Source organism: Parageobacillus sp. NEAU-HV-2, assembly GCF_059115485.1.
Genome location: NZ_JBXUJJ010000014.1, coordinates 46307 through 57540, shown reverse-complemented (window position 1 = coordinate 57540; position 11234 = coordinate 46307). Strand labels below are relative to the sequence as shown.

14 protein-coding genes and 1 rRNA gene are annotated in these 11234 nt (G+C 43.2%); 2 read left to right on the top strand and 13 right to left on the bottom strand.

Annotated elements, in window-relative coordinates; translation table 11 throughout:
• Window positions 1-221, bottom strand: a 16S ribosomal RNA gene (locus AC1WMD_RS16825); the annotation flags it as partial.
• Window positions 222-664: 443 nt separating this feature from the next.
• Between AC1WMD_RS16825 and pdaB the strand changes: the two genes are divergently transcribed.
• A complete protein-coding gene (pdaB, locus tag AC1WMD_RS16820) occupies window positions 665-1426 on the top strand; it encodes a polysaccharide deacetylase family sporulation protein PdaB (RefSeq protein WP_043903347.1) in 762 nt (253 codons plus the stop codon).
• Between the two features lie 61 nt (window positions 1427-1487).
• Here pdaB and AC1WMD_RS16815 read toward each other — a convergent pair whose 3' ends face one another.
• Window positions 1488-2093 carry a KinB-signaling pathway activation protein gene (locus AC1WMD_RS16815; RefSeq protein ID WP_043903346.1) on the bottom strand — a complete coding sequence of 202 codons (606 nt, stop codon included), beginning with the start codon at window positions 2091-2093 and terminating at the stop codon, window positions 1488-1490.
• Between the two features lie 140 nt (window positions 2094-2233).
• Here AC1WMD_RS16815 and gerD point away from each other — a divergent pair, with 140 nt between their 5' ends.
• On the top strand, window positions 2234-2863 hold the full coding sequence (gene gerD, locus AC1WMD_RS16810) for a spore germination lipoprotein GerD (RefSeq protein ID WP_043903345.1): 630 nt from the start codon (window positions 2234-2236) through the stop codon (window positions 2861-2863).
• Window positions 2864-2906: 43 nt separating this feature from the next.
• Here gerD and salA read toward each other — a convergent pair whose 3' ends face one another.
• The 11 genes from salA to AC1WMD_RS16755 all read right to left on the bottom strand — a co-directional run bounded on the left by salA (window position 2907) and on the right by AC1WMD_RS16755 (window position 11172).
• A complete protein-coding gene (gene salA, locus AC1WMD_RS16805) occupies window positions 2907-3923 on the bottom strand; it encodes an iron-sulfur carrier protein/transcriptional regulator SalA (protein ID WP_043903344.1) in 1017 nt (338 codons plus the stop codon).
• A gap of 96 nt (window positions 3924-4019) precedes the next feature.
• A complete protein-coding gene (gene cwlD / locus AC1WMD_RS16800; RefSeq protein WP_494258048.1) occupies window positions 4020-4730 on the bottom strand; it encodes an N-acetylmuramoyl-L-alanine amidase CwlD in 711 nt (236 codons plus the stop codon).
• Between the two features lie 66 nt (window positions 4731-4796).
• Window positions 4797-5237, bottom strand: a complete 441-nt coding sequence (locus AC1WMD_RS16795; protein ID WP_043903342.1) for a YbaK family protein — start codon at window positions 5235-5237, stop codon at window positions 4797-4799.
• 122 nt (window positions 5238-5359) lie between these two features.
• Complete coding sequence (rpsI, locus tag AC1WMD_RS16790) at window positions 5360-5752, bottom strand: 30S ribosomal protein S9 (RefSeq protein ID WP_043903341.1); 393 nt, start codon at window positions 5750-5752, stop codon at window positions 5360-5362.
• A 21-nt stretch (window positions 5753-5773) separates the two neighbouring features.
• The gene (gene rplM / locus AC1WMD_RS16785) at window positions 5774-6211 is read right to left on the bottom strand and encodes a 50S ribosomal protein L13 (protein WP_043903340.1); all 438 of its coding nucleotides are present in this window, start codon (window positions 6209-6211) and stop codon (window positions 5774-5776) included.
• A 152-nt stretch (window positions 6212-6363) separates the two neighbouring features.
• Entirely contained in the window at window positions 6364-7113 is a 750-nt protein-coding gene (gene truA, locus AC1WMD_RS16780; RefSeq protein ID WP_494258047.1) for a tRNA pseudouridine(38-40) synthase TruA, read from the bottom strand.
• Window positions 7114-7126: 13 nt separating this feature from the next.
• Complete coding sequence (locus AC1WMD_RS16775) at window positions 7127-7924, bottom strand: energy-coupling factor transporter transmembrane component T family protein (RefSeq protein ID WP_494258046.1); 798 nt, start codon at window positions 7922-7924, stop codon at window positions 7127-7129.
• On the bottom strand, window positions 7914-8789 hold the full coding sequence (locus AC1WMD_RS16770) for an energy-coupling factor ABC transporter ATP-binding protein (RefSeq protein ID WP_043903337.1): 876 nt from the start codon (window positions 8787-8789) through the stop codon (window positions 7914-7916). The genes AC1WMD_RS16775 and AC1WMD_RS16770 overlap by 11 nt, the downstream gene beginning before the upstream one ends.
• Window positions 8765-9604, bottom strand: coding sequence for an energy-coupling factor ABC transporter ATP-binding protein (locus tag AC1WMD_RS16765; protein ID WP_494258045.1), 840 nt, complete (start codon window positions 9602-9604; stop codon window positions 8765-8767). The genes AC1WMD_RS16770 and AC1WMD_RS16765 overlap by 25 nt, the downstream gene beginning before the upstream one ends.
• 123 nt (window positions 9605-9727) lie before the next feature.
• Entirely contained in the window at window positions 9728-10090 is a 363-nt protein-coding gene (gene rplQ, locus AC1WMD_RS16760; protein ID WP_494258044.1) for a 50S ribosomal protein L17, read from the bottom strand.
• A 137-nt stretch (window positions 10091-10227) separates the two neighbouring features.
• Window positions 10228-11172 carry a DNA-directed RNA polymerase subunit alpha gene (locus tag AC1WMD_RS16755; protein ID WP_017433997.1) on the bottom strand — a complete coding sequence of 315 codons (945 nt, stop codon included), beginning with the start codon at window positions 11170-11172 and terminating at the stop codon, window positions 10228-10230.
• Window positions 11173-11234: the final 62 nt, after the last annotated feature.

Genomic DNA, 11234 nt, shown 5'->3' with positions numbered 1-11234 from the left:
CAAAGCCGCCTTTCAACCAAAGACCATGCGGTCTTCGGTGTTATCCGGTATTAGCTCCGGTTTCCCGGAGTTATCCCGGTCTTACGGGTAGGTTGCCCACGTGTTACTCACCCGTCCGCCGCTAACCGAACAAGAGCAAGCTCCTGTTCGGTCCGCTCGACTTGCATGTATTAGGCACGCCGCCAGCGTTCGTCCTGAGCCAGGATCAAACTCTCCATAGAAAGTTGATTGGCTTATTTTAAATATTGTCCAGCTTCGGCTCCTAGCCCCTTGGGACGCTTCGGTCTCGCTGTGGCGGCAACACATTGGGTTAACTTCTCTGAGTAAACCCACGCAAGACCAAACTTTGTTTGGTCTGAGCCTCCTCGCGAGCCCTCCAGCGCCTGCCAGGGCTAATCAGTCGCCTCCGCTTTTCTATGTGGACGCTTCGTTTTGTTCAGTTTTCAAGGAACATTGTCTCCTGCTTGCGACTTTTTTATACTAACATATCCAAAAACAAGATGTCAATATTGTTTTTGTTATATCGCTTAACGACGTGTATTAATTTATCATGATTTTTTTATGTTGTCAACATTTTTTTGCTAAAAATATGTTTCATAACATTCCCGCTGACAAGCATAAGATGGTCACAGGACAACTTTAGAACAAAGGGGGAAAAAATACAATGAATTTTTTCTATGCATTAAATGGGCGGTCCCTAAAAAAAGCACTGATTATCGTTCTTTCCGCGTTTTTTACCGCCGCTATTTTATACTCGCATCAAATGCATAATGCGACTCTTTCTCTCTCTGCCGGTCCAAAGGCCATCTATAAAGTGGACAAAATCAAAAATGAAATAGCATTGACATTCGATATTAGCTGGGGGGATCGAAATGCCCTGCATATCCTCGATGTATTAAAACAAAATGGCATTAAAAATGCAACCTTTTTTTTATCGGCTTCGTGGGCAGAACGCCATCCAAACATCGTGAAGCGAATTAAAGAGGACGGCCACGAAATCGGCAGCATGGGTTATAACTTTTTGAACTATACAGAGCTAGAAAATGCGAAAATACGTCAAGATCTTATGGAAGCAAAGAAAGTATTTGACAACCTCGGAATAAAGGAAATAACATTATTGCGCCCTCCGGGAGGCAACTTTAATAAAAACGTTTTAAAAATTGCCGATTCTCTTGGCTACACAGTCGTTCACTGGAGCATTGATTCTAAAGATTGGCTTAACCCTGGAACGAAAACCATTGTAGAAAACGTTACAGACGATATGGAAGCTGGAGACATTATTTTGCTTCACGCCTCTGATTCCGCCAATCAAACGGCAAAAGCACTTCCAAAAATTATTGCAACAATGAAGGAAAAAGGTTACCGCAATGTTACTGTTTCGCAACTGATTGCGAACGGAGATGCAAGCAGCAAAGAAATCAATTAAACGGTCGTAAGTTCGATCCGATTTTTACACAAAAAAAGGAGGATTGCTTCCTCCTTTTCGGTTATGATCTCGCGCTACCTGTTAATTTATGCAGTATAAGAAGCTGATAAGCATTGCAAACTAATAACGGAAATAACATTAAATAAAGCCAGTCCCGATCATTAATACGCAATACAGGAAACCATTCAATCACTGTCACGACAACCATGAAGAACAAAGCTGGCACAAACGCGCCTTTATTTGTTTGCGCGCTTTTTATATACGCTACAACAAGCCCGATCACTAAAATAAATAAAGCCACTAATATGTAACTAACGACAGACTCCCCCTTTGCCGCAAACGCTTGATAACGGAAATATACTAGATCAAACAGTACTAACAAAATTAACACCATTTGTACAGCGTTCCACAGTGAAGCAGAGCGGAAAATTCCGAGCCCAAAGCGATGGATGGTTAAATAAGCAAAAAAACCTGCTTGACTAACGACACTAAAAATAAAGCCGACACCAATGTGCCACATCAATACAGCGAGAATTTCCACTATGTCCAATTGCAACAGCAGCTTTTGGTATTCACCCCAATTAAAAATAATTCCTATAATTGCTGCCGTGATTCCCCCGATCGCTAATGTTGTTAAAAATAAACGCACCCATTTACGGCTGTTCACAACTCCATCCTCCATTATTCTCAACATGATTCGATTCGCTTTAAATTTTATCAACGACTTAGGAATAAAGCAAATGCATATTTTTTGGGCGAAAATTCATATTAAGGGTAAGGGACTTTTGCAGAAAGGAGCTTACCTACATGAAAAAAAGCACATTGCTCCTATTATTGAGCTATTTCCTTATCCTTAGCTCTTGTGCTCCTCAAGAAATTAGTTCGCCACCCCCTGATTACGACGAAACAAAAAAAATGGTCGTTGATATTTTGAAAACAGATGAGGGGAAAAAGGCGATTCAAGAAATCATGACGGATGAAAAAATGAAACAACAGCTCGTCATGGAGCAAACCGTCATTAAAGAAACGCTTCAACAAATACTGACTTCCGAACAAGGAGTGAAATTTTGGGAGAAAGCATTACAAGATCCCAAATTTGCGGAAAGCTTTGCCAAAAGCTTAAAAACGGAGCATGAAAAAACGATCAAAGCCTTGATGAAAGACCCGGAATACCAAGGGATGATGATAGATATTTTGAAAAATCCAGAAATGGAAAAGGCTATGATAGATGTGTTAAAAAGCAAGGAATTTCGCAAACATCTGCAACAAGTCATCACCGAAACGCTGAACAGCCCATTGTTCCAAGCAAAAATTCAAGACATATTAATCAAATCGGCTGAAAACATACAGCAGGAAACGAAAAAACAAGGCGAAGATGAAAAAGGCGGAGAGGGAGAAGAAAGCAGCGGCAATCAGCAAGGACAGGGAGGAAGCTAAAAGGAGAACATCTCATTAGAGATGCTCTCCTTTTTTATTTAATTTAACATTTTTCGATAATTTTACGGGCAATGTCCATATATATTTTTCCAATCGGATGATCCTCGGCATACACCGATGGAGCAAAATCGTCATCATTCCAGTCTGGTTGCTGCAGCGGCAATTGGCCTAATAGTTCCGTTTGCAACTCCTTGGCAAGCTTCTCGCCCCCGCCTTTGCCGAATACATATTCTCTTTCGCCTGTTTTGCGGCTTTCAAAATAGGACATATTCTCAATCACACCGATGATTTCATGCTCGGTACGAAGCGCCATTGCCCCTGCGCGCGCCGCCACAAACGCCGCTGTTGGATGCGGAGTAGTAACGATGATTTCTTTGCACGATGGGAGCATCGTATGGACATCTAACGCCACATCCCCTGTTCCAGGAGGTAAATCCAATAATAGATAGTCTAGGTCGCCCCATTCCACTTCTTTGAAAAAGTTATTTAACATTTTTCCTAACATTGGACCGCGCCAAATAACAGGGGCATTATCTTCGACAAAAAAGGCCATGGAAATGACTTTTACGCCAAAACGTTCCACTGGAATAATTTTATCGCCGCGCACCGTCGGACGTTCGACAATGCCCATCATGTCCGGAACGCTAAACCCATAAATATCGGCATCAATAAGCCCTACCTTTTTGCCAAGACGGGCGAGAGAAACAGCCAAATTGACGGAAACGGTCGACTTTCCGACCCCACCTTTTCCGCTGGCAATCGCAATGTAAGTTGTTTTTGATTGGTTCGCTTCATATTTTTCCACTACTTCCTCAGGAAGCTGTGCAAACCGCAAGCCTACCGAGGCAGCGCCCGCATCCTTTAATAGTTGGACAACCGTTGTTTGCACCCGAAGCTGTTCTGCTGTTCCCGTTTTGGCTAATGCAATTTTGACACTAACATGGTTTTTGTCTTCCTTAATTTTAATTTCTTGGATCGCATTTGTTTCCTTAAACGTTTTGTTTAAAAACGGATCTTTGATGTTTTCAAGCAGCGCTCTAACCTCGTTCTCCGTAAGCATCGATCATCACCAGCCCTTATGTATGTATTGCGTTTCATATTTTTACTATATCATACATAATGATCGCATAGCCATTATGTAAAAAAAAGGAATCCCCTACTCCGGGGGATTTTTTTCATTGGAAAAATATCGCAGTACTCCTTTATATATCGAGGCGGCGAGTTTTGTTTGATAATGATCGGAAGCTAAAAGTTCCCTCTCTTCCGGATTGGATAAAAAGCCTACTTCCACGAGCGCGCCAGGTTTTTTCGCATATTTTAACAAATAAACGGTATCAATTATTTTGGCTACACGGTTTGTATTTTCGAGATTACGCCGCAGTTCACTCTGGATAAACCTAGCAAGCCGTTCATTTTCTATCAATGAACCATAATAAAAAGTCTGCGCACCACGCCAACGCGGAGAAGGGATCGCATTGAGATGGATGCTAATAAATAAATCCGCTTCTGATTCATTAATAAAGGTGACGCGCTTTCGCAAATCTTCTGTTTTCCGACGGCTGTAGCCGCGCGTGTCTTTATCAGCGAGATCGCTGTCCGTTTCTCTTGTCATCAGCACGAGCGCTCCTTGCTGCTGCAAGTAGTCGCGCAATTTCATCGCCACTTTCAGCGCCACTTCTTCTTCCACCACATCGCCGCCAACCGCTCCGCCATCTGGTCCGCCGTGACCAGGGTCTAAAATGATAATCCTTCCAGATAGCGGAAGATTCCATGATTTTGTTGAAGTGGGATCAGAAAAAAGGTATTGGAAAAAAACAACAATAATTGTAAAACTAATGACGAGAGCACCCAACCATTTCCCTTTCATTGTTTCTCCTCCTGCGTTTCCCCTTCTCTATCTTATATGGGACAAGAGTCAAAAATAGAACTTCTTTTAGTGAAGTTTCAAGCGCCGGCGTTTTTTTCCTTTTTCAAATCCTTCTGTCCACCAATAAATGATATAATGCTCGCATGTATAATAAAGCGATTCGCTTGCCAATCCGTCATCGATATCCCCCCAAAAGCAAAGGAAATCGAATAATGTACCGATCAAATATTTTTCCTCTTGCGCACATCGTCTTCTTACGCTTTCTGCCGGCTCCCCATAATAACCAAACCGGCTGTAGTTGGCACCAAGCAAATACGCTTCAATCGCGATATCGATACATCCTTCCTCAATAACGGATGGGAATAAGCGATACATATGGTAAAAAGGGCCAAAATGTTCAATGACTTTCGTTTTTAACTTTTCTAACGACAGCTCGCGCAACATTTTTCGTTCGTATAGTATTTGTTTTTCCCGTTTTTTCTCCTTAAATGAAGTAATGACATTCATGTTCTTTCACGCTCCTTTAGGATGTAGTTTTTAACGATTCATCCTAAACATGCGTGAAGAAAAAAGATGGGGAAAAGAAAAAAATCCCAGCCGATATGGCTGAGATTTGTGGAAAAATACGATTAACGTTTGGAGAATTGCGGAGCGCGACGAGCACCCTTGAGACCGTATTTTTTCCGTTCTTTCACGCGAGCATCGCGTGTTAATAATCCTGCGCGTTTTAATACTTGGCGATAATCCGGGTCTACTTGCAATAACGCACGGGCGATGCCGTGACGAATCGCACCTGCTTGGCCAGCAAATCCGCCGCCTTTTACGTTTACTAATACATCATAATTTCCTAACGTTTCTGTTAACACTAGCGGTTGTTTTACCACTTCGATTAACGCTTCCGTTGGGATATACTCACGAATGTCACGGTTGTTCACGATAATACGTCCGTCGCCTGGAACGAGGCGTACGCGCGCAACAGAGCTTTTGCGACGACCTGTGCCATAATATTGTACCTGTGCCAAAATAATACCCTCCTTTATCAATTATCCGCGAATTTCATAAACTTCTGGTTTTTGCGCTTGATGTGGATGTTCGCTTCCACGATATACGTGCAGTTTTTTAAACATTTGACGACCTAGACGGCCTTTTGGAAGCATTCCGCGTACCGCTCTCTCAATCATTTGCTCTGGATAGTTTGTACGCATTTCCAATGCCGTTCTTACTTTTAATCCGCCTGGATGCAAGCTATGGCGATAATATAATTTTTTCGTTAATTTTTTCCCGGTTAATTCCACTTTATCTGCATTGATCACGATGACATGATCGCCGCAATCTACGTGTGGTGTGAATGTCGGCTTATGTTTGCCGCGCAAAATTGCTGCTACTTCACTTGCAAGGCGTCCTAACGTTTTGCCAGCAGCGTCAACAACGTACCATTTACGTTCTACTTCATTTGGCTTCGCCATGTAAGTTGTACGCATTCTATTCCCTCCTAAAATAAAAAATAAACATGCAATTTACTATAGAATTTATCTCAACACGATTACTTTCCGGGGCTAATCGTGGAAAAATACATACCATATGATATAATATCTCTTTAGCATATCAATGTCAAGAAAATGTTACACCAGGACTAGTTGTCATAATATACTTTCCATAAATACAGTCCTTGAGGCGGAGCAGTCGGGCCAGCATAACGCCGGTCTTTTGCTTCCAAAATAGCGGAAATGCTGTCTGCGCCCCGCTTTCCTTGCCCAACCTCCAAAACAGTCCCGACGATAATCCGCACCATATTATACAAAAATCCGTTGCCAACCAGACGGAATTCCAACATTTCCTCATCGACGGTCACGTCCGCTTGATAAATAGTGCGTATACGATCATCGACGTCGGTTTTTGCGGAACAAAAGCTCGTAAAATCATGTGTCCCCTCGATGAATCGCAACGCTTGTTTCATTGCTTCGATATCCAGTGCATACGGATAATGATAGCAGTAATGACGCAAAAACACATCGGGCTCTTTGGCGTTTCGCACTTTATACCGATATTCTTTTGCCTTGGCAGCAAAACGGGCATGAAAGGAAGCATCTACTTCCTGCACATGTTTAATCACAATATCATCCGGCAATAGAGCATTTAACGCTTTTTTCCATTGTTGGGGCGAAAGCGATAAAGCCGTATCGAAATGAATCACTTGCCCGCATGCATGAACACCGGCATCCGTCCTTCCTGAAGCTGTTACACGCACCGTTTGGCCCTTATGCATTTGTGTCAGCACTCTTTCAAGCTCCCCTTGCACCGTGCGCTTGCCAGGCTGAACTTGATAGCCGGAAAAATACGTACCATCATAGGCAAGCGTACATTTCATCCGTTTATTATTCATCATTTTCTCCTCGCTATGAACGTAATAAGAACAACGCAACAGCCAGCAGAAATACTGCTATTAGAAAAACGGTATCGGTCCATTTCCATACCAACTGGCGAAATTTCGTTCTTCCTTCGCCGCCGCGGTAGCCGCGCGCTTCCATCGCGGTTGCCAGTTCTTCAGCGCGTTTAAACGAACTGATAAATAGCGGAACAAGCAGCGATACAATCGCTTTCATTCTTTCCGAAAATCGGCCTCCAGTAAAATCGACGCCGCGGGCTGTTTGTGCTTTCATAATTTTCTCCGTCTCTTCCATTAGCGTCGGGATAAAACGAAGAGAAATAGACATCATTAGCGCCAGTTCATGGACAGGAACGCGCATTTTTTTTAGCGGCGCCAGCAGGCTTTCCACTCCGTCAGTCACTTCGATCGGGGTGGTGGTTAAGGTTAATAAAGTAGTAATGATAATAAGCAGTAGAAAACGCAGCGAAATAAAAATTCCTTGCTTGACGCCGCCTTCGTAAATCGAAAAGGAACCGATGTGGTACAGCACATCCCCTTCTTTTGTCATAAAGACATGCAGCAAAAAAGTAAAGACGATAATCCATATAATCGGCTTTAAACCTCTAATCACAAACGATAACGGGATGCGCGACAACGCGAGAAAACCAAATGTAAATACCGTTAATACAGCATACGTAACGCTATTATTCGCTAAAAAGACAATAAATACGTACATAAAGATGATTAACAGTTTAGCACGAGGGTCCATGCGGTGAATGACGGAATTGCCAGGTACATATTTGCCAATAATCATGCTATTCATCATGAGCGTTCACCTTCGAAAATAATTTTCGCACCGCATCTACTGTTTGTTCGATCGTTAAACATGGGGACGGCAAAGTAATTCCTAACCGTTTTTCCAATTCCAGTTTTAGCCGCACCGTTTCTGGCACGCTGAGACCGATTTTCGCCAAATCATCGCTGTCTTGGAAAATTTGCTCCGGCGTTCCCCTTTTCCATACGGTTCCTTGATGCATGACAATCATATAATCTGCATACATAGCGGCGTCTTCCATACTATGGGTAACTAACACGGTCGTCAGCTGCTTTTCACGATGAAGGCGGTAGAACATTTCCATGATTTCTTTACGCCCGCGCGGGTCTAATCCAGCCGTCGGTTCATCTAAAACAATGACATCCGGTTCCATCGCCAGTACCCCGGCAATGGCAACACGGCGCATTTGCCCACCGCTTAAATCAAACGGAGACTTGTTTAATACATCTTCTGGAAGCCCGACTAGCTTAATTAGCTCTCTTGCCTTCTTTTTTGCTTCCCCCTCAGGTATGCCAAAATTCATCGGCCCGAAACATATATCTTTTTCTACCGTCTCTTCAAATAGCTGATGTTCCGGAAATTGAAAGACGATGCCGACTTTTTTGCGCAGCGGTTTTAAATCTTTTTGGCGTTTTTTACTGGTAATCGTTTGGTTTCCAACCTTTACGGTTCCGCTTGTCGGCTGAAGCAAACCGTTTAGATGCTGAAGCAACGTCGATTTTCCTGAACCAGTATGACCAATAACCGCCACATAAGAACCGCTTTCAATCATGATGTCCACGTCGTATAACGCTCGACGGGCAAACGGTGAGTTGGCATTATATACATGTTCTACCTTTTGGAATATAATGTCCATAATTCTTCTACCAACTCCTCTAACGTAAAGTAGCTTGAAGATAGCGGGATTCCACACTGCTTTAGCCGGTCTCTTACTTTTACCGCAAACGGCAAATCTAAACCAATTCGCTCTAGTTTTGTCCCAAGCGCAAAAATTTGTTTCGGTGTTCCTTCTGTCATTATTTCCCCTTTATTCATGACAATAACGCGGTCGGCCTTAGCAACTTCCTCTAAATCATGGGTAATGGACAACACAGTGATGCGTTGTTTTTTGTTTAAATCACGGACCGTGTCTAATACTTCCTGCCTTCCTTTCGGATCTAGCATCGATGTTGCCTCATCTAAAATGATGAGGTCTGGTCGCAGCGCCAAAATGCCCGCGATTGCCACGCGTTGCTTTTGACCGCCGGAAAGGTGATGCGGCTCATGATGCAAAAACTCTTCCATATGAACTTTCCGAATCGCTTCATGGACTCTTTTGACCATCTCGTCGCGAGGAACCCCGTTGTTTTCCAGAGCAAAAGCGACATCATCTTCTACCGTTGTTCCGACAAACTGATTATCTGGATTTTGGAACACCATGCCAACGCGACGGCGGATTTCCCAAACCGTCTGCTCATCCAGAACGTGGTGAAACAGCTTAATCACACCGCTTTCCGGCTTTAACAATCCGACCAGCAGCTTAGCAATCGTCGATTTTCCCGACCCGTTGTGTCCGACGATCGCCAGCCACTCCCCGCGCTTCACTTGAAATGTTACATTTTGCACAGCATAATCAGATTGATTTGGATAGCGAAAACATAGCTTTTCGACCGATAAAATGGTTTCTGCCATAATTCCTTCTCCTTGTCTCTTCTATCTCTCATCTCTACTCTACTACAAAAAAGGAAAATAAAAAAAGGGCATAGATCCAGTTCAAAAGAAACTGTCTCGCCCTTGTTAGTCAACAGAACTGCTTTACACTAGTTCAATGATCACCATTGGTGCTCCATCGCCGCGGCGAGGACCAAGTTTCATAATCCGAGTATAACCGCCTTGGCGATCTTGATAACGCGGTGCAATATCGCTGAACAGCTTTTGCAGCGCGTCTTGACCTGTTTCACTGTTTGCTACTTCGTTGCGGATGAATGCTGCCGCTTGACGACGTGCATGCAAATCACCGCGCTTGCCAAGCGTGATCATTTTTTCAACCACTGAGCGCAATTCTTTCGCACGCGCCTCTGTTGTTTCAATACGCTCATTAATGATTAAATCTGTTGCTAAATCGCGAAGCAATGCTTTACGTTGAGCGCTTGTACGTCCTAATTTTCTGTATGACATAAAGTGTCCCTCCTTTTTAACATTTTTGCATGATCTCCGATGCAAAAACCGTTTTCCACTTCATCCCAATGACTTAAGTTACGGGCTTTCGTGGTATATACTTTTGTAACATGAAAATACTAGTTAAACAACGTTAACTAGTCATCTTTCCGCAGGCTAAGTCCGAGTTCAGCCAGCTTCGCTTTTACTTCTTCGAGAGATTTGCGACCAAGATTGCGCACTTTCATCATATCTTCTTCTGTTTTTTGCGTCAGTTCTTGAACCGTGTTGATGCCGGCACGTTTCAAGCAGTTGTAGGAACGGACGGAAAGATCAAGCTCTTCAATAGTCATTTCGAGCACTTTTTCTTTTTGATCTTCTTCTTTTTCCACCATGATTTCCGCATTTTGCGCTTCATCTGTCAGGCTGACGAAAATATTTAAGTGCTCGGTTAAAATTTTCGCACCGAGAGAAATGGCTTCTTTCGGTCCAATGCTTCCATCTGTCCACACATCAATGGTTAACTTATCATAGTCCGTCACTTGTCCGACACGCGTATTCTCTACTTGATAAGAAACGCGTGAAACAGGTGTATAAATCGAATCGATAGGGATAACGCCTATTGGCTGATCCTCGCGCTTGTTGGCCTCAGCTGGAACATACCCACGTCCCCGTTTGGCGGTCATTCTCATGCGCAAACGTCCGCCTTCTGCCAACGTAGCAATATGAAGGTCCGGGTTTAAAATTTCCACATCGCTATCGTGAGTAATATCAGCAGCTGTGACAACTCCTTCACCCTGTACATCAATTTCCAACGTTTTTTCTTCATCGGAATAAATCTTTAACGCTAATTTTTTTATGTTCAAAATGATTGCTGTCACATCTTCTACGACGCCATCAATCGTTGAGAACTCATGCAGTACACCATCTATTTGTACCGATGTCACAGCAGCACCAGGGAGTGAAGATAATAGGATACGACGTAAGGAGTTACCCAAAGTTGTACCATATCCACGCTCAAGCGGTTCGACGACGAATTTGCCGTATTTGGCATCTTCGCTGATTTCAACCGTTTCGATTTTCGGTTTTTCAATTTCAATCATCGATTATTATACCCTCCTTCAAAACGTCGAGACCCCGACCAAACGATACACGCCTAATCGAA

What these genes read in the sequence shown, in the direction of transcription:
- AC1WMD_RS16770 (WP_043903337.1), bottom strand. Translation starts at nt 8,789, where the DNA reads ATGGACATTATATTCCAAAAGGTAGAACATGTATATAATGCCAACTCA.
- AC1WMD_RS16765 (WP_494258045.1), bottom strand. Translation starts at nt 9,604, where the DNA reads ATGGCAGAAACCATTTTATCGGTCGAAAAGCTATGTTTTCGCTATCCA.
- rplM (WP_043903340.1), bottom strand. Translation starts at nt 6,211, where the DNA reads ATGCGTACAACTTACATGGCGAAGCCAAATGAAGTAGAACGTAAATGG.
- pdaB (WP_043903347.1), top strand. Translation starts at nt 665, where the DNA reads ATGAATTTTTTCTATGCATTAAATGGGCGGTCCCTAAAAAAAGCACTG.
- truA (WP_494258047.1), bottom strand. Translation starts at nt 7,113, where the DNA reads ATGAATAATAAACGGATGAAATGTACGCTTGCCTATGATGGTACGTAT.
- cwlD (WP_494258048.1), bottom strand. Translation starts at nt 4,730, where the DNA reads ATGAAAGGGAAATGGTTGGGTGCTCTCGTCATTAGTTTTACAATTATT.
- AC1WMD_RS16795 (WP_043903342.1), bottom strand. Translation starts at nt 5,237, where the DNA reads ATGAATGTCATTACTTCATTTAAGGAGAAAAAACGGGAAAAACAAATA.
- salA (WP_043903344.1), bottom strand. Translation starts at nt 3,923, where the DNA reads ATGCTTACGGAGAACGAGGTTAGAGCGCTGCTTGAAAACATCAAAGAT.
- rplQ (WP_494258044.1), bottom strand. Translation starts at nt 10,090, where the DNA reads ATGTCATACAGAAAATTAGGACGTACAAGCGCTCAACGTAAAGCATTG.
- AC1WMD_RS16755 (WP_017433997.1), bottom strand. Translation starts at nt 11,172, where the DNA reads ATGATTGAAATTGAAAAACCGAAAATCGAAACGGTTGAAATCAGCGAA.
- gerD (WP_043903345.1), top strand. Translation starts at nt 2,234, where the DNA reads ATGAAAAAAAGCACATTGCTCCTATTATTGAGCTATTTCCTTATCCTT.
- AC1WMD_RS16775 (WP_494258046.1), bottom strand. Translation starts at nt 7,924, where the DNA reads ATGATGAATAGCATGATTATTGGCAAATATGTACCTGGCAATTCCGTC.